The organism is Steroidobacter cummioxidans (assembly GCF_003104955.1).
On sequence record NZ_LSRW01000013.1, the window covers coordinates 15,010 to 32,182 of the forward strand.

The 17,173-nt window shown below is 62.1% G+C and carries 14 protein-coding genes and 1 riboswitch; of the genes, 12 read left to right on the top strand and 2 right to left on the bottom strand.

Translation table 11 applies throughout. The features are described 5' to 3' along the window. Window positions 1-99: 99 nt before the first annotated feature. Both D0550_RS08790 and D0550_RS08795 read left to right on the top strand, forming a co-directional pair. A complete protein-coding gene (locus D0550_RS08790; RefSeq protein WP_241520764.1) occupies window positions 100-2,385 on the top strand; it encodes a DEAD/DEAH box helicase in 2,286 nt (761 codons plus the stop codon). 461 nt (window positions 2,386-2,846) lie between these two features. After that, window positions 2,847-2,934, top strand: a riboswitch (cyclic di-GMP riboswitch). Window positions 2,935-2,954: 20 nt separating this feature from the next. Then, a complete protein-coding gene (locus D0550_RS08795) occupies window positions 2,955-3,845 on the top strand; it encodes a fibronectin type III domain-containing protein (RefSeq protein WP_153067096.1) in 891 nt (296 codons plus the stop codon). 47 nt (window positions 3,846-3,892) lie between these two features. Here D0550_RS08795 and D0550_RS08800 read toward each other — a convergent pair whose 3' ends face one another. Further along, window positions 3,893-5,683, bottom strand: a complete 1,791-nt coding sequence (locus D0550_RS08800; RefSeq protein ID WP_161965719.1) for a DUF885 domain-containing protein — start codon at window positions 5,681-5,683, stop codon at window positions 3,893-3,895. A gap of 169 nt (window positions 5,684-5,852) precedes the next feature. Here D0550_RS08800 and D0550_RS08805 point away from each other — a divergent pair, with 169 nt between their 5' ends. The 9 genes from D0550_RS08805 to D0550_RS08845 all read left to right on the top strand — a co-directional run bounded on the left by D0550_RS08805 (window position 5,853) and on the right by D0550_RS08845 (window position 13,194). Then, the gene (locus tag D0550_RS08805; RefSeq protein WP_116808752.1) at window positions 5,853-6,737 is read left to right on the top strand and encodes an RNA polymerase sigma-70 factor; all 885 of its coding nucleotides are present in this window, start codon (window positions 5,853-5,855) and stop codon (window positions 6,735-6,737) included. Between the two features lie 82 nt (window positions 6,738-6,819). Next, complete coding sequence (locus D0550_RS08810) at window positions 6,820-7,308, top strand: carboxymuconolactone decarboxylase family protein (RefSeq protein WP_116808753.1); 489 nt, start codon at window positions 6,820-6,822, stop codon at window positions 7,306-7,308. A 59-nt stretch (window positions 7,309-7,367) separates the two neighbouring features. Next, complete coding sequence (locus tag D0550_RS08815) at window positions 7,368-8,465, top strand: sensor histidine kinase (RefSeq protein ID WP_116808754.1); 1,098 nt, start codon at window positions 7,368-7,370, stop codon at window positions 8,463-8,465. After that, complete coding sequence (locus D0550_RS08820; protein WP_116808755.1) at window positions 8,462-9,202, top strand: LytR/AlgR family response regulator transcription factor; 741 nt, start codon at window positions 8,462-8,464, stop codon at window positions 9,200-9,202. The genes D0550_RS08815 and D0550_RS08820 overlap by 4 nt, the downstream gene beginning before the upstream one ends. A gap of 102 nt (window positions 9,203-9,304) precedes the next feature. Further along, complete coding sequence (locus D0550_RS08825) at window positions 9,305-10,501, top strand: acyltransferase family protein (RefSeq protein WP_116808756.1); 1,197 nt, start codon at window positions 9,305-9,307, stop codon at window positions 10,499-10,501. A 51-nt stretch (window positions 10,502-10,552) separates the two neighbouring features. Then, the gene (locus D0550_RS08830) at window positions 10,553-11,434 is read left to right on the top strand and encodes a peptidylprolyl isomerase (RefSeq protein WP_241520766.1); all 882 of its coding nucleotides are present in this window, start codon (window positions 10,553-10,555) and stop codon (window positions 11,432-11,434) included. 13 nt (window positions 11,435-11,447) lie between these two features. After that, complete coding sequence (locus D0550_RS08835) at window positions 11,448-11,843, top strand: hypothetical protein (RefSeq protein ID WP_206606166.1); 396 nt, start codon at window positions 11,448-11,450, stop codon at window positions 11,841-11,843. A gap of 10 nt (window positions 11,844-11,853) precedes the next feature. Then, on the top strand, window positions 11,854-12,333 hold the full coding sequence (locus D0550_RS08840) for a glutathione peroxidase (RefSeq protein WP_161965720.1): 480 nt from the start codon (window positions 11,854-11,856) through the stop codon (window positions 12,331-12,333). Continuing rightward, complete coding sequence (locus D0550_RS08845; protein ID WP_116808758.1) at window positions 12,334-13,194, top strand: MipA/OmpV family protein; 861 nt, start codon at window positions 12,334-12,336, stop codon at window positions 13,192-13,194. Window positions 13,195-13,246: 52 nt separating this feature from the next. Here D0550_RS08845 and D0550_RS08850 read toward each other — a convergent pair whose 3' ends face one another. Beyond that, window positions 13,247-13,693, bottom strand: a complete 447-nt coding sequence (locus tag D0550_RS08850) for a CBS domain-containing protein (RefSeq protein WP_116808759.1) — start codon at window positions 13,691-13,693, stop codon at window positions 13,247-13,249. 129 nt (window positions 13,694-13,822) lie between these two features. Between D0550_RS08850 and D0550_RS08855 the strand changes: the two genes are divergently transcribed. Then, window positions 13,823-17,173: a GH36-type glycosyl hydrolase domain-containing protein gene (locus D0550_RS08855; RefSeq protein ID WP_161965721.1), complete on the top strand. Its 3,351-nt coding sequence runs from the start codon at window positions 13,823-13,825 to the stop codon at window positions 17,171-17,173.

A 17,173-nucleotide genomic window follows, 5' to 3' on the forward strand; every position in this document is an offset into this window, starting at 1 on the left:
AAATCCCTGTAAATTCATTGTTTCCTGCGGTTTCACCGCCGGATGTGTAAACTCGCGCGCCTTTATCGCAGTCCGCGCCCGCGAAGTCCGAGGTTTTCCTTGCCCGCTCCTTCCGATCAGACCCCGGGCGAAAGCCCCTCTTTCAGTGACCTGGCCCTGGGCGATGCTGTGCTCAGAGCCTTGCAGGACGTGGGTTACGAGTCGCCTTCGCCCATCCAGGCCGCGACCATTCCTCATCTGCTCGCGGGCCGCGACGTGGTCGGCCAGGCCCAGACCGGCACCGGCAAGACCGCGGCGTTCGCGCTCCCCATTCTCTCCAAGATCGACACTCGCGAGACCGTGCCTCAGGCGCTGGTGCTCGTGCCGACGCGCGAGCTTGCGATCCAGGTCGCGGAGGCGTTTCAGAAATACGCCACCTACATGAAGGGATTTCACGTACTCCCGGTGTACGGCGGACAGAGCTATACGCCTCAGCTTCAGAGCCTTCGTCGCGGTGTGCAGGTGGTCGTCGCGACGCCGGGTCGCGCGATGGATCACATCAAGCGCGGCACGCTCGATCTGTCATCGCTGAAGCATCTCGTGCTCGACGAGGCGGATGAGATGCTGCGCATGGGATTCATCGACGATGTCGAATGGATTCTGGAGCAGATTCCTGCCGAACGGCAGATCGCGCTGTTCTCGGCGACCATGCCGACGCAGGTACGGCGGATCGCGCAACAACACTTGAGTGAACCTGCCGAAGTCACCATCAAGAGCAAGACGACCACTGCCAGTCAGATCCGTCAGCGCTATTGGATCGTCAGCGGCTTGCACAAGCTCGATGCACTGACGCGCATTCTCGAAGCCGAGCCGTTCGACGCGATGATCGTGTTCGCTCGAACGAAGATCGCGACGGAGGACCTGGCGGCGCGGTTGTCGGCGCGTGGCTTTGCGGTCGAGGCGCTCAATGGCGATATCGCTCAGGTGCAGCGTGAGCGCACGATTGCGCGGTTGAAGTCGGGGCAGATCGATATCGTCGTCGCGACGGATGTGGCCGCGCGCGGCCTGGACGTCGAGCGCGTCAGCCATGTCGTGAATTACGACGTTCCCTACGATCCCGAGTCGTACGTGCATCGCATTGGACGCACCGGGCGGGCCGGACGCAGTGGCGAGGCGATTCTTTTCATCGCGCCTCGTGAAAGAAACATGCTGCGGATCATCGAGCGCACGACCCGGCAGACCGTTCAGCAGATGCAGCTGCCGTCCATCGAGGATGTGAACGAGCGGCGGGTCGCGAAGTTCAATGAGAAATTGACGGCGGCGATCGCGGCGAATGCAGGTCAGCAGTTCATGTCGCTGATCGAGAGTTACGAGCGCGACAACAATATTCCTGCCGTCGAGATCGCGGCTGCACTCGCCAGCATCGCTCAGGGCGCCACGCCGCTGTTGATGGAGGCTCAGGGGCGCAGAGGCGAAGGCTCGTCCGATGCGCCGTGGTCACAGTCGAGTGACGCCCCCGCCCCTCGTCGCGAACGCGCACCGCGTTCGGATCGCGCGGCAGCGCGTTCAAGCTGGGCGGAGGCAGACGATGCAGGCGCCCGCCGAGAGCGAGCTCCGCGTTCGGAATGGTCCAGGTCGGAGCGCTCTGAGAAGCCTGCGTGGCAGGGTCGTGCGACTCATTCCGAGCAGGCTGCCAACGTCGAGAGTGCGTCGACCGAGGTCGATCAAGGGCCGAAGCCGCTGAACCGTCGCGAGCGTCGAGCGCTGGAACGCGCCGAGCGCGAGCGGCTCGCAGCCGGCGGCGAAGGTGCGGCTGAGGGTGTCAGCGAGCGTGTCAGCGAGAATGAAAGTGGCAGCGGCCACGAGCCAGCGGTCGAGAGAACGAACGTTGAATTCGACGCTGCCGGCCAGGAAGCCGCGGCTCCTCGCTCAGCAAAGCGCGCCAGGTCTCCTGGCTTCGACGAAGGCGAGCGGCCACGCAAGCGCGCTGAATCGCGCGACTTTGGCGACGATGATCGCCCGCGTGAGCGGCCCCGGCGGGGTGGCGACGAGGACGTCGAAACCTATCGCATCGAAGTCGGGCATGCGCACGGCGTAAAACCAGGGAATATCGTAGGCGCGATTGCGAACGAAGTCGGACTCGAAGGTCGTCACATCGGTCGCGTGCTGATTCGCGACGATCACAGCTTCGTTGATTTGCCCGCCGGCATGCCCAAGGATGTGTTCCATCAGCTGCAGAAAGTCCGCGTCGCCGGACAGCCGCTGCAGATCAGTCGTGCCCTGAAAACACATGTCGAAAAGCTCCGACGTGACCGTCCAGCCGGTCCGAAATTTCGCCGACCGAGCGATTCGAAAGGGGCGAAGTTCAAAGCTCGCGGCCCGCGAGACAGTCATCGGCGCCGCTGAGACCGGCGCCTTTAAAAGCATCCGCAAGCCACAAAAAAGCCTGTAAATACAGGCTCTGGCGCATCCTGTGAAACGCCCAGCGGAGTGTGAGGAAACTCACATTCTGCTGCCGGGCGGCACATAAGAAACATCGGCAAATGTTTGTTCTGCAGGCGTGGGACGTCTGGGTACAGCGACGTTGCCGCTATTCGCCGACAGGATTGAGCATTTGCCGGGGGGGGTTATGCTCCATCCCGCGTCGAGACATTGGGTGCCTCTCCGATGGGTAAGGAGCCGCGCAAGCGCGAAACTGGCCTCCAGTGATCAATTAATAGGGTTTGCAGGGAATGCGAACGCCGCAGCGGGTCGAGGAAGTTCAAGCCTTCTCGTCTAACTGAAATCTTGTGACAGCCGTGCCGGCGGCGTGCGTATGCACGCGGTCATCGGCAGTCACAACCTCGGATGGAGCAATCGAGGCTCGCTACCGTCAAGGGCAAACCCGTCGAAAGTCGGGGACGCAAAGCAACCGGTCTACAAGGGCTCACGCCCGACGACAGCGGGGCTGCCAAATTAGCGAGAGCAAAACGTGCGTGACAAGCACGACTGTTCTATGTGTACGCGAGTACACCGTTGATTGGTTTGGTCGCGATCGAGCGACCGCGTCGCCCTTGGAAATTCACGTCGAGCGCGCAAGCGCCGGCAGAAGTATCAAGGGTTATCAGATGCAGAAGGCGATTGTCGGTAAGTGGGTGCAGCGTAGCGGACTGCTTGCGGTGGTGATGACAGGCATCATCGCTGCTGGTTGTGGCGGCGGCGGCGGTGGTGGTGGCGATAGCGCCAGCACGCCTGCAAGCGGCAACAGCGCCAGCAACAGCTCCGCGCCAACGATCAGCGGCACGCCGGCCACTCAGGCCACCGTCGGCAGCGCGTACACCGCGACTCCGCAGGCCAAAGGTAGCGGCTCGCTCGCGTTCTCGATTCAGAACAAGCCAGCCTGGGCGCAGTTCAACACCACCACGGGTCAGCTGACGGGCACGCCGACGGCAGCCGGCACGTTCGCCAACATCGTGATCAGCGTGAGCGATGGTAAGGCGAGCGCCTCGTTGCCCGCGTTCGCGATCACTGTGGCCGCCGCTTCCAGTGCCGGTTCGGGCTCCGGTTCTGGTTCCGGCTCCGGCTCCGGTAGCAGCACGACGCCTCCGCCGGCTTCCGCCTCCGGCCCGAATGTCGCGTTGTCGTGGAACGTGCCGACGCAGACGGTCGATGGCCAGACGTTGCAGAACCTGGCCGGTTACCGCATTCACTACGGCACGAATCAGAATGCGCTGGTGAATTCCATCGAAGTACAGAGCGCAGGCTCGAACAGCTACACGGTTCAGAACCTGAAGGCGGGCACCACTTACTATTTCGCGGTGCGTGCGGTTACGTCGGATGGTGATGAGAGCGAGATTTCGAACGTCGTCTCTCGCGTAATCGGCTAAGCATCGTCAGCCGACGAGCTGCGGACTGGCGTCGACCCCGACGCCACTCAGTTCGCAGTGGCTCCGGCCACGTAGCGATCGACTTCACGGCCGAGCAAGTCCATCGGCACGCTGCCCGTCTGCAGCACGACGTTGTGGAATTGCTGAGGCGAGAACTTATCGCCGAGCGCGGCACGGGCGCGATCTCGCATCTCGAGAATCTGCAGCTGGCCAATCATGTACGCGCACGCCTGTCCCGGATTCACGACGTAACGCTCCACTTCGCTGGCTTCCAGGCCGTACTCGACGGCCTGCTCACGCGTCCATTTCTTGGCGTGCAGGCCAGTGTCCACCACCAGCCGGCGGGCGCGGAACAACTGCGCGTCGAGCATGCCGAGCAAACCTTCCGGATCCCCGTTGTACCAGCCGTTGTCGGCGACCAGGCGTTCCGCATAGAGCGCCCAGCCTTCGGACAATGCGGAAATGCCGCCGAGCACACGCGCCTGCCGGAATTTGGGTAGAGCGGTGTTTTCCTGCTCCAGCGCGATCTGGAAGTGATGGCCCGGCACGGTCTCGTGATACACCAGGGTGCGCAGGCCGAACTTGGTCATGCGTTGCGGCCGCAGCGGCATCTGGAAGATCGCCGAGCGCGAGCCGTCGAGCGGCGCGCGATTGTAGTTTGCGGCGGCGCTCGCCTCACGGAAGCGAGGGAAGGGTTGCGCGACGACCGGTGCCTTCGGCTGCAAATCGAACAGCGCCGGGCTGCGCTTGAGCGCGTCGGCAATCATGCCGTCGATGTCTTTCATGATGGCGGCGCGGCTCGAATCCGAAGTCGGATCCGGATACGCCAGGTCCTGGCGCAGCTTCGCGGCCCGCGCTGCTATCGTGCCTTCAGTGCGGCCCAGCTTGCGAAAGATCGCATCCATCTCACCTTCGATACGCGCCACCTGCTGCAAGCCGATCTGATGGATCTCTTCGGCCGTGAGCTTGGTGGTCGTAAAGCGGCCGAGCGCGTACGCATAGGCCTGGTCGCCACCTTCGAAGCGCCACAGGCCGGCGTCGTTGCTGGTCTGGGGCAGAATGCTTTCGAGCAGGGCGATGGCGCGATGCCAGGACGGATACACCTGCTCGGTAACGATCCGAACGGCCTGCTGTTGCAGCTCCGAGCGTTGCGCCGAGCTGAGCCCCTCGATGTTTTGAATGCGCTGGGCGAACGCGGTGACCAGCGGGTTCTGCACCGGCGCCACATCGCTGAAGCTGCGCATCTGGGTGAGCGTCGTCTGCACGATGAAACGAGGCGGCAGCATCTTTTTGGCGACCAGGCGGCGGGCTTCGGACACCGACTCATCCATGCGCGTGCCAATCTGTTTCATGCGCAGCACGTAGTTGGATGCATCCGCCGGCTTCACCAGCGGATGACGCAGCGTGAGCGCCTCGACCAGTCCGACGTTGGCGCCGTTGAATTGATCGAGCGGAAAGTCGAAGTCGAGGAATGCCTCGCTGGCGGCTACCTGCTCGAGTTGCCACTGCATCAGATCGGCGGATACGCGCTGCGACTCGTTCATCTTGCTGCGATCGAATTTGGCGAGGTCGGCCAGACCTTTCCTGGCGCGCTTGATGCGATCGAGCGTATAGGCGCGGGTGCGGGGCGTGAGCTGTTGTTCGAGCTGGCCTTGCTCGGCGCCGGAGAAATAGCGGACGCCGGTGGCGAGATCGGGATCGGCGCGGACCCATTCATCGGTGAAGCGGTCGAAGAACGCATCGACCGTGGAGCGGCCGGCCTGATTGGCCTGGGCGAATGCCAGGCAGGGCAGTAGCAAGGTGTATGCAAGGACGATGAGCAGTTTGGCTCTCTGCATTTTTTTCCCCTTCAGGTGAGATCGGCGCCTCACGGCGGTCGTATTGCCGACGCGAACTTCAGCAGCGCTGACCCGAAAAATCGCTGGCCACGATGCCATAATGAGCTGGCCTTGTCACAACCGCAGAGCGTGACCCGTCTAATACGGTCTGGCTGCGTCTGTGTGAATCATGAGTGCCAATCCAACTACCACCGCCACTGCTTTCGCCGCCGAGCGCACGCGACTGCTCGGCATTGCCTATCGCATGCTCGGTTCGCGAGCCGACGCCGAGGATGTGTTGCAGGACGCGTGGTTGCGCTGGAACGAATCGGACCCTGCCGATGTGCGCTCGACCCAGGCCTGGCTGACCACGATCGTGACCCGGCTGTCGATCGACCGGCTGCGTTCAGCGAAAGCGCGGCGCGAGGTATACATCGGGCCGTGGTTGCCCGAGCCGCTGGCCGACATCGATCCGGTCACTCCCGAATCGAAGGCGGAGCTGGCGAGTGAGCTGTCGCTGGCGTTTCTGAGCCTGCTCGAGCGGCTCGGTCACGAAGAGCGCGCGGCGTTCGTATTGCACGACGCATTCGACTGCGACTACGACGATATCGCCGAAGTGCTCGGCAAGAGTGTGGCCGCATGCCGGCAACTGGTGCATCGGGCGCGCGAGCGGGTCATGGCCGAGCGCCGGCGTTTCCAGGTCGATGAGCCGGCGCGCCGGCGCATGCTCGAACGTTTCATCGAGGTCGCCAATGCCGGCGACTTGCCGGCGATAAAGGCGCTGTTCGCCAGCGACGCGCATCTGGTCTCCGATGGCGGCGGCAAGGCCATCGCTGCGCGTCGCATTCTGCATGGCGCCGAGCGCATCTCTTTGTTGTTCCAGTCGATCTTCCTGCGCCATGCCCAGGGGATCGAACGGCGCATCGTGCGCATCAATGGCGAGCTGGGCCTGGCTACCTCGTTCTGGGGCAAGCTGTACTCAGTCACCACCATCGATACCGACGGCGAGCGCATCTATGCCTACTACTCGGTGGTCAATCCCGACAAGCTCGGCGGGTTTCTCCCAGCCGCCTGAAAGTTTCTGTTCCGGGCTGTCACAGCCTGCAGGGCTGACTCGTCAAGGGGCGGTAACACCCCTTTATCGACAGGAGCACGCGATGAGTCAGCAGCGGTCGTTCAACATCATGAAGCATCAGGACGTCTTCAAGGCCATGCTGGGCCTGGACGCCGCCTTCGCGCATTCCACCCTGGAGCATTCCCTGATCGAGCTGGTGAAGCTGCGGGGCTCGCAGATCAATGGCTGCGGTTTCTGTGTGGATATGCACTCCAAGGATGCCCGTTTGGAAGGCGAGACCGAGCAACGGCTGTATCTGCTGAGCGTGTGGCGGGAAGCGCCGGGCCTGTACACCGACCGCGAGCGCGCGGCGTTGGCCTGGACCGAGGCTGTGACCAAGCTGGAAAACCAGCATGTGCCGGACGCGGTTTACGATCAGGCCCGGGCGCAGTTCAGCGACGAAGAGCTGGCACGGCTGACGTTGGCCGTCGTCGCCATCAATGGCTGGAATCGTTTCAACATTGCATTCAACTTACCGGCCGGCAGTTACCAGGCCGGCAGTCTCAAAGCGCTGCGCGCCCAAGCGTCCTGATCGGTCCCGCTCACCCCAAAAGGGGCGCCCGGCAGCCATGGCGCGACTAAACTCGCGGCATGGCTGTCGTTTCCACGTCCGCGCCGGTAACTGGCCGTTTGCTCGCGGTGACTTCACCCGGGCGCATGCTGCTTTGGCTATGGGTCGCGTTCTGCCTGATCCTGATCCTGGTCGCTATCCAGGATCAGATGCACAACCCCTATATCGCGTGGTGGGAGCCGCTGCTTTGGGAAGGGTCGTCGTGCGCCGGTGCCACGGTGGGGCTGCTCTTCCAGCGGCGCCATAAGCACCGTTTTGCACCCTATCTGGATCAGCCGCTGCAGTGGTTCGGGCGGCATCTGGTGTGGTGGCCGCTGTTCAGCATCACGTTCATCGGCTTGGTCTATGGGGTGCGCCATGCGGTGTATGCGCTGCTCGGCGGCGCCTACACGCACGAGTCGTGGCTGTTCGTGATCGGCTACGAATCGCTGAAGCTGCTGCTGTTTTCGGGTCTGTGGCTGGGGATCATTTTCGGCTTCGATTCTTTCGAGCAATGGCAGGCACAGCGGCGGCATCTGCTGGAGCTGCAGAAATCATTGGCCGAGGCGCAGCTGTCGCAGCTCAAGACGCAGTTGCGGCCGCACTTCTTTTTCAATGCGTTGAATACCATCTCGGCGCTCATGCACGTGGATGTGGAGCGTGCCGATCGGATGCTCGCCCGGCTCGGCGATCTGCTGCGCATCAGCTTGCAGATCAACGATCGGGAAATGACCACGCTGCGCGAAGAGATGCGCACGTTGGAGCTGTTCGCGCAGATCATGCAGGAGCGCTTCGCGGATCGCGTCGCTCTCAGTTGGAACATCGATCCAGACATGCTCGACACGCAGGTACCGATGCTGCTGTTGCAGCCGTTGCTCGAGAATGCGTTCAAGCATGGCGTGGAGCGGAGCGTCGGACCGGTGAGCATCGGGATCGCTGCGCGCCGCGAGGTTGATCGGATCGTGCTGGAGATCCATAACACCGGATCGGCGCTGCCGGCCGAGCACCGCGAAGGCGTCGGACTGCGCAACTGTCGTGAGCGCCTGAAAGTCATTTACGGAAACGAGGCGACGCTGCAGCTGATGAGCGACGGCGATTCAGTGGTCGCGACAGTCGCCTTGCCGGAGCGGCGCGCGTGATTCGCGTCCTCATCGCGGACGATGAATCGCCCGCACGAGACAAGCTGCAGCGCTGGCTCGGTGAGCTGAGCGATATCGAAGTCGTGGCGGGCGCCGAGGATGGGCTGCAAGCCGCTGGCTGTATCGATCAGCAGCGGCCGGACGTGGTGTTTCTGGATATTCAGATGCCCGGTCTCAATGGACTCGAAGTCGCCGCGCAGCTGGAGCAGGCTGCGGCGCCACTGATCGTATTCGTCACTGCATACGATGAGCATGCGGTGAAAGCGTTCGAGTTGAACGCCGTCGACTATTTGCTCAAGCCCTATGACAAGGATCGCTTTCTCAAGGCCGTTGCCCGAGTGCGCGAGCGCTTGGGAGATCGGCAGTCACGTGCTCCGGCAGTGGCCACTGCTCGGGCTCAAACGGGATCGAGCGAGCGGTTGCTCGTGCCCGCAGGCGAGCGGCTGCAATTGATCGACAGTGGCTGCATCGATTGGCTGGAGGCAGACGACAACTACGTTCACGTGCACACCCCGAACCGCAAGTATCTGTTGCGCCGGACGCTACAGGATCTGCTGCTACAGCTCGGCGAGCAGCGCTTCGCTCGTATCCACAAATCGGCAGCGGTCAATGTGGCCGCGATCGCGTCGCTCACGCCTTTATTCAAAGGCGACTACGAGATAGCGCTCCGCACTGGCGTGGTCCTGCGCTTGAGTCGTCGCTACAAGGACGCACTGTTCGCCCGCATGGGCCGCTGAAATCCCGCTCGCCCCTCGAGCAATACCGCTTGCCACGCAGTTGCTGTGGCGGCGGGTCATGCTCATCAGGATCTCGCCATCGCCCCGCGCTGGAGAGGTCTCATGGAACAGGCTGCCCTTAACCAACAACCAAGCTCCTTGCCCAGCACGGCCGCGGGTAGCGAGCGTTATGATTTCCTGGATTGGCTGCGGGTCATCGCCATCCTCGTACTGCTGTTCTATCACACGGGCATGATCTTCGTCGGCTGGGGCTGGCACGTCATGAACGAACAGCGCATCGATGCGCTCGTGGCCCCGATGGACATCTCGCATCGCCTGCGCATGCCGCTGTTGTTCGTCATCGCCGGCGCCGGCATGTGGTTTGCGCTTCAGCGGCGCACCGGTGCTCAGCTGTTCCGGGAGAGAACCGTGCGGCTGCTGCTGCCCCTGGTCATCGGCATGTTCGTGATCGTCCCGCCGCAGGTGTTTTACGAGCGGTTGTTTCAGGATCGCTGGCAGGGCGGCTTCCTGCAATTCCTATGGGAGCGGACCTTGCAGTTGCGCCCGTATCCAGAAGGCGATTTCAGCTGGCATCACCTGTGGTTCATCGCTTACCTGTACGTGTACGTGCCGCTGCTTCTGCCGTTGATGATCTGGTGGCGCCGGAGCGCCAGGAAGCTACAGGCGGGCGCATGGATGTACACACTGGCGTTGCCCCTGGCCATCAACGAAGCAGTGCTCAAGCCGCTGTTTCCGGAAACGCACAACCTCGTGCGGGACTGGTACATCTTCAACCATTACTTGTTGTTGACGGTTTACGGCTATTTGCTCGCCTCGATGCCGGGAGTCTGGCAGTGGTTCGCTATGCGCCGACATCAGTTCGCCATCGGCGGCGTGAGTGTGTATCTCGTCGCTATGTGGCTGTTCGCTCAGGGGGTCATTCATCGCAGTACGCCAGCCGATGCATTCGTGGGCAACGTGTTCACCTGGCTATGGCTGATGGCCTTCCTGGGCTACGGCTATCGCCATCTGTCCTTCTGCAACCCGCTGCTGCGCTGGGCGCGCGATGCGAGCTATCCCATCTATATCCTGCACCAGACCCTCATCGTCGCCATCGGCTATTACGTGGTGCAGACGTCCTGGAGCCCATGGACCAAGTATTGGGGGGTGCTGCTGGCAACGTTGGTAAGCTGCGTTCTGCTCTACCAGCTCATCGTGCGACGTTTCGGTTTCACCCGCTTCGTTTTTGGAATGAAACGCGGCCGCGCCACGGATGCGCCGTCGGCAATGGCCTCGGAGCGAGGTTCGGCGGCGGTTTGATTTGGGCACGGCGCGGATGCATAGTCGCGGCCACCTATCAAGGAACTGGCTGTGATCAAATCCGCCCGCGCCGTGGCTCTCGTCGCCTTACCTTTATTGATTGCGACGCTGCCGTCGCAGGCTGCCGGCCGCACCATGGCCGACGTGCTGGCCGCATCCAAACCCTCCGACTGGCGGCCGCTCGATCCCAACAACACTTTGTATATGGATCTGCCGGGCGGGCGGGTGATCATCGAGCTGCAACCCGAGTTCGCTCCCAGGCACGCCGCCAATCTGCGGGCACTGGCGCGCGCCAGGTATTTCGATGGTCTGGCGATCACGCGCTCGCAGGAAAACTATGTGGTGCAGTGGGGCGAGTCGGATGCAAAGAAGCCTATGGGTGACGCGCACAAAGCCCTGGCACCCGAGTTCACCCGGTCGGCCTCCGGGCTGCAGTTCACTGCATTGCCGGATCGCGATACCTACGCAGCCCAAACAGGGTTTGTGAATGGCTTTCCTGCGGCTCGCGATGCCGCGAATGGCTCTGCCTGGATGGTTCATTGTTACGGCATGGTCGGCGCAGGTCGCGACAACGACGTAGACAGCGGCAGCGGCGCCGAGTTGTATGTGGTCACAGGAAATGCGCCGCGACAGCTCGATCGAAACATCACCCTGGTCGGTCGCGTGCTGCAGGGCATGGATATCCTCTCGACCATGCCCCGCGGCAAAGGCGTGATGGGCTTTTATCAGAAGCCCGAAGAGCGCACGCCGATCACGCAGATCCGCCTCGCAGCGGACGTGCCCGAAGCGCAGCGCGCCCGCTTGGAGGTGCTCAGGACGGATACGCAAACGTTCGCCGATCTGGTGGAGTCGCGGCGTAATCGGCAGGATGAGTGGTACAAAGTCCCGGCCGGTCACATCGACGTTTGCAACGTGCCACTGCCGATCAGATAAGGAGCAACGCTACATGGCCGACGACTTCTCTTCCCGCCGTCCGCGCCGCTGGCTGAAGCTTCTGGTGATCTGGGGCCTGGTGCTGGTCATCGTACTGGGCAGCGCGTGGACCTGGTTCACCCTGAACTGGGCTTACTCCGAAGGCGAGCGCGCCGGCGTCCTGCAAAAATTCTCGCGCAAGGGCTGGCTCTGCAAGACCTTCGAAGGCGAACTGGCGTTGTATATCGTCGGCGGCGTGGCGCCGCAGATCTGGCATTTCAGCACTCGCGATCCGAAGCTGGCCGAGGAGCTGACCAGGAATGTCGGCCAGGACATGCGGCTGCAATACACGGAGCATCGCGGCGTGCCCACCAACTGTTTTGCCGAGACGCCTTACTTCGCAACCGGCTTTACGGTGATCCAACGTTAGGAGGATGGTCATGAGCACCGTTTATGAGTTCACGGCCAACAGTCTCGATGGCAAGCCGGTCCAGTTGCGCGATTACGCCGGCCAGGTGCTGCTGGTGGTGAATACCGCCAGTAAGTGCGGCTTCACGCCGCAATACGAAGGACTGGAGGCGCTTTACGAACAGTATCGGGATCGTGGCCTGACCGTGCTGGGATTTCCCTGCAATCAGTTCGGCGCCCAGGAGCCGGGCAGCGCCGAGCAGATCGGGGCCTTCTGCCAAAAGAACTATGGCGTCAGCTTCCCCATGTTCGAGAAAATCGACGTGAATGGCGCTACAGCCCATCCGCTGTATCGCTGGCTGAAGAGTAACGCCAAGGGCCTGCTCGGCAGCGAAGCTATCAAATGGAACTTCACCAAGTTCCTGATCGACCGCAACGGACAGGTGGTCGAGCGCTTCGCTCCGACCACCAAGCCTGAGGACCTGAAGTCCAAAGTCGAGGAACTGTTGTAGATGAGTCCGATCCGGAAAGTGGCGACGCCCTGGCTGGCGGCGCTGGTCGTCAGCGTGGTGCCCATTGCAGCGCAGGCCGAGGAGAAGCCGCTGTGGGAATTTGGGATGGGTGTCGGAGCGATGGTGTTTCCGGACTATCGCGGCTCCGATGAAGTCAATGTCTATCCGTTGCCGCTGCCGTATTTCGTGTATCGCGGCCAGTTCCTGAAGGCCGATCGCGAAGGACTGCGCGGCGAGCTGTTCGATAAGCGCTATCTGGAATTGAGCTTCAGCATGGGCGCCACCATTCCGGTGAGCAGCGAAGACAACGATGCGCGCGAGGGGATGCCGAATCTCCGGCCGACGCTCGAGCTCGGCCCGTCGCTGGACGTGCACCTGTGGCGTTCGGACGATAGCGGCATGAAGCTGGATCTGGTAATGCCGCTGCGTGTGCCGATCACATTGGAAAGCTCGCCGAAGGCACTGGGCTGGAGTTTTTCGCCGCGCCTGAATCTGGACATCGAGAATGTCGGCGGCCACGAGGGATGGAACTTCGGCGTCGGCGCCGGTCCGCTGTTCGGCGCTCCCAAGTATCACGAATATTTCTATTCAGTCGCGCCGCGCTACGCGACCGCCGAACGTCCCGCCTACGAGGCTCGCGGTGGTTACTCCGGCATGCATTTCATCGCCGCCATCTCGAAGCGCTTCCCGGGTTACTGGGTGGGTGCGTATATGCGCTACGACAATCTTCGCAATGCTGTGTTTGAAGATAGCCCGCTGGTGCGGCAGCAGAACTATCTCACGGGCGGCATCGGCATCGCCTGGATGATCACTCAATCCAAGCGCATGGTCGAAGTGCAGCCGGGCGCAGTCGCCGAATAAAGATGTGCTCACCCTCCGAGCGGCGGAGGGTGAGCGACAGAATGACCATCGACTAGTGACGCTGGGCCGTCTGCGAATGCTGCCCGCCAGGGCGTGAAATGCCACAGAGCGCTTCGCTCGCGTCATCCTGAGTGCTGCCTTCGCGAGCCAGATCGCCCAACGCCAGAATGCCGACCAGACGCTTGTCACGATTCATCACGGGCAAGCGGCGCAGGCGCAGGTCGCCCATATTGCGTGTGACGTCTTCGACGTCCTGATCCTCATAGCAATACTTGATCTCTGCGGTCATCACTTCTCGAATCTGGGTGTCAGGGCTCTTGCCCTCGGCGATCGCGCGCACGGCGATGTCGCGATCCGTGATAATGCCCACCAGCCGGTCGTTTTCCTGCACCGGCAGCGCGCCGATGTCGAGCTCGGCCATCATGTGAGCGGCATCGCGAATGGTCTGGTCCGGACGGACCATGCAAACGTCTCGAGTCATGGCATCGCGAATTTTCATGGCGGTCTCCTAGCGGCGGGCTATCAAGGCAACTCGTCAGTACCGCTGCGGTTCCGCGCCCGGAAGCGCATGCACTACACTGCGAGCACTACATTTCACTGCTGTTTGCACGCACCAGGAAAGTCGCAGATGCCGCTATCACCCGCCCGCCTTGAAAGTCCCGCCGGATTGTCGGCCGAGCTGCTGGCGAACGGCGCCGTGCGGCGTATGAATCACGGCGACACCATAATCAACCTGTTCATTGGCAACGAGTTGGAAGGCGGTGTGGCCAATTTGTACCTGCGCCGGCTGAACGCCGACGCGTTGCAGTACATCGAACTGCTCGGGCCGCGCAGCCCGACTCGATTCAGTCGCTGCGGCGAGGGCTGGACGGGCAGTGGCGAATGGTTCGGTATTCGCTACACGGTACAGCTGCGGCTCGCGGCGACGGCGCCGGTGTGGTTCTGGCATGTGAGCCTGGAAAATTCTGCAGATTCGACTCAACAGATCGATGTCATCTACGTGCAGGACATCGCGCTGTCGCCGTACGGCACGGTGCGGTTGAACGAGTTCTACGTCAGCCAATACGTCGATCACACGCCGTTGAAGCATCCGAAGAACGGCCATGTGATTGCATCTCGTCAGAACCTGGCCGCGGGCGGGCGCAATCCCTGGTGTGTCATTGGCTCCTTGCGCCGGGCTCAGAGCTTTGCCACTGACGCTATGCAAGTGCATGGACTCGCAACTCGCGGCGGCGAGCTACCTGTCGGCATCGTGCAGGGACTGCCTGGGCGGCGGCTACAGCATGAGCATTCGATGGTCGCAATTCAGGACGAGCCGCTGGAGATCAAGCCGGGCGAGCGCGTCAGCACCGGATTCTTTGGCAGCTTCAGCGCGGATCATCCGGCAGCTACGGCGCTGGGGGATCTCGATGCGGTCGATCACGCGCTCGATCTGCCCGAGGCCGCGTTGTCAGAGCTCGCTGCTGCAGGCGGTGATGATTCGAACAACGTTACGCTGTTCAGTCAGTCGCCTTTGCTCGATGCAATCGACCTGCAGCGCGATGAGTTGAACACGCTGTTCGGCTCGCAGCGCCGACACGAGGAGGTGGACGAGCAGGGCTCTGTGCTTTCGTTCTTCTACGACGCGGACCGGCACGTCGTGTTGAAAGCCAAGGAGAGGCGCGTATTGCGCCCGCACGGACATGTGTTGCGCTCCGGGTGGCATGCTACGCCCGATGAGCTCGCGCTCACGTCGACGGTGTGGATGGACGGCGTGTTTCACTCGATGCTCACGCAAGGGCACGTGAGCTTCAATCGCCTGTTGTCGACGGTGCACAGCTATCTGGGTTTGTTTCGGTCTCACGGTCTGCGCGTGTTTGTCGAATCGGAGGGTAAGTGGCGCCTGCTCGATCTGCCTTCGGCGTTCGAGATTCAGCCCGAGGCTTGTCGCTGGCTCTACAAACATGCGGGCGGATTGATCGAGGTTCGTAGCGAAGCACATGCCGAGCATGAGCTGACGTTGCGCGTCGAAGTGCTGTCGGGTGCGCCGGTGCGCTGGTTTGTTGCCAGTCATGTGGCGCTCAATGGTGATGATGGCAGTGTGTCGGGCGCGGCGAACTGGCGTCAGGAGAACGGCGTCATTGTCATTCAGCCCGCGGAAGGCAGTGAACTTGCTCAGCGATTCCCGCAGGGAAACTTCACGATCGCTCCGCATGAAGGCACGCAGTTGGAGCGCGTTGGTGGCGATGAGCTGCTGTTTCAGGATGAGCGTTCGCGTCAGCAGCCGTTCGTGTGCTCGATCATTTCGGCGAGCAAGTCTTTCGGGTTGACCGTTCGCGGCAACCTGGTTACCGAAAGTAGCGATGAGCCCAAGTCAAATGGCGAGCAACTGGTCGAGTTGCTCGGCCTCGACGCGCCGGCTGGCAGTCCACTCGCCGCGCAGGTCGCGCGTCTCGTCGAGATTCTGCCCTGGTTCAAGCACAACGCACTCGTGCATTACCTGGCGCCGCGCGGCCTCGAACAATACTCGGGCGGTGGCTGGGGCACGCGCGATGTGACGCAAGGGCCGGTCGAGATGCTGCTGGCCTTGGGTAACTTCACGGCCATTCGCGACCTGTTGATCCGCGTCATGAAGGCCCAGACGTCCGACGGCGACTGGCCGCAGTGGTTCATGTTCTTCGAGCGTGAGCGTGATATTCGGGCCGGCGATTCGCACGGCGATATCGTGTTCTGGCCGGTGCTCGCGCTGGCGCAGTACTTGATTGCCTCCGGTGACAGCTCGATTCTCGACGAGCCCGTGCCGTTCTTCTCCTCGGGCCACACGAAGCCGTCGGTTCCGCTGTGGAAACATGTGGAGCGCGCGTTGAAAGTCATCGAGCGCAGGATCGTCTCGGGGACTGCGCTGGCGGCCTATGGCCACGGCGATTGGAATGACGCGCTACAGCCGGCAGATCCGGCAATGCGTGAGCGCATGTGCAGTGCCTGGACGGTCACGCTTCATCATCAAGTGTTGACGACTCTCGCACACGCTTTGCGGAGCATCGGCCGAGAGCACGAAGCAGTGCGCTTCGAAGCGTGGGCCGCAAACGTCAAGCGCGATTTTCAGCAGGTGCTGCTGGTGGATGGCGTGCTCACCGGCTATGCGCTCTTCGAGGAAGAGGGCAAGGTGAGCTACCTGCTCCATCCGCGCGATGGCATCACCGGGGTGAAGTACAGCTCACTGGCGATGATTCATGCCATCCTGGAGGATCTGTTCGATGCCGAGCAGCTACAACAGCATCTGCGTCTGATCGATCTGCAACTCAGCGGGCCGGATGGCGTGCGATTGTTCGATCGTCCGATGAATTATCACGGTGGTCCGCAGCGCTTCTTTCAGCGAGCCGAGAGCGCGACGTTCTTCGGTCGCGAGATTGGCTTGATGTATATGCACGCGCATCTTCGCTACGCGCAGGCGCTTGCGAGAGTGGGTGAGACCGATCGTTTCTTCCGCGCGCTGTGTCAGGCCAATCCAATCGGCATTCAAAGTCTCGTGCCAAGTGCGACGTTGCGGCAGGCGAACTGCTATTACTCCAGCTCGGATGCGGCGTTCGAAGATCGCTATCAGGCCAGCGCCGAGTACGATCGTGTGGCCCAAGGCACCGTGCCGCTCGACGGTGGCTGGCGTGTGTACTCGAGTGGTGCCGGTATTGGGTTGGGGTTGATCATTCGGCGCTTCCTCGGGCTTGGCATCGAAGCGCGCGATGTCACATTGGATCCGGTGATTCCCGCAACGCTGAACGGCTTGCGGGTACGGTTCTCGCTGTTCGGTAAGCCAGTGACCCTGATCTACGAGATCGACGGTGCCGGTCACGGCGTGAGCGCGGTGAGCGTCAATGGACATGTTTTGCCGCTGACTCACGATGCCAATCCCTATCGCAAGGGTGCCGCGCGCATCGAGCGGGGACTGTTGGTCGCCAAGCTCGATCAGCCGGACAATACCCTGCAAATCAAGGTAGGCTAA

Bases quoted from the DNA above. Each gene is read 5' to 3' on its own strand.
- D0550_RS08800 (WP_161965719.1), bottom strand. From the start codon at position 5,683: ATGCAGAGAGCCAAACTGCTCATCGTCCTTGCATACACCTTGCTACTG.
- D0550_RS08805 (WP_116808752.1), top strand. From the start codon at position 5,853: ATGAGTGCCAATCCAACTACCACCGCCACTGCTTTCGCCGCCGAGCGC.
- D0550_RS08810 (WP_116808753.1), top strand. From the start codon at position 6,820: ATGAGTCAGCAGCGGTCGTTCAACATCATGAAGCATCAGGACGTCTTC.
- D0550_RS08815 (WP_116808754.1), top strand. From the start codon at position 7,368: ATGGCTGTCGTTTCCACGTCCGCGCCGGTAACTGGCCGTTTGCTCGCG.
- D0550_RS08825 (WP_116808756.1), top strand. From the start codon at position 9,305: ATGGAACAGGCTGCCCTTAACCAACAACCAAGCTCCTTGCCCAGCACG.
- D0550_RS08835 (WP_206606166.1), top strand. From the start codon at position 11,448: ATGGCCGACGACTTCTCTTCCCGCCGTCCGCGCCGCTGGCTGAAGCTT.
- D0550_RS08840 (WP_161965720.1), top strand. From the start codon at position 11,854: ATGAGCACCGTTTATGAGTTCACGGCCAACAGTCTCGATGGCAAGCCG.
- D0550_RS08845 (WP_116808758.1), top strand. From the start codon at position 12,334: ATGAGTCCGATCCGGAAAGTGGCGACGCCCTGGCTGGCGGCGCTGGTC.
- D0550_RS08850 (WP_116808759.1), bottom strand. From the start codon at position 13,693: ATGAAAATTCGCGATGCCATGACTCGAGACGTTTGCATGGTCCGTCCG.
- D0550_RS08855 (WP_161965721.1), top strand. From the start codon at position 13,823: ATGCCGCTATCACCCGCCCGCCTTGAAAGTCCCGCCGGATTGTCGGCC.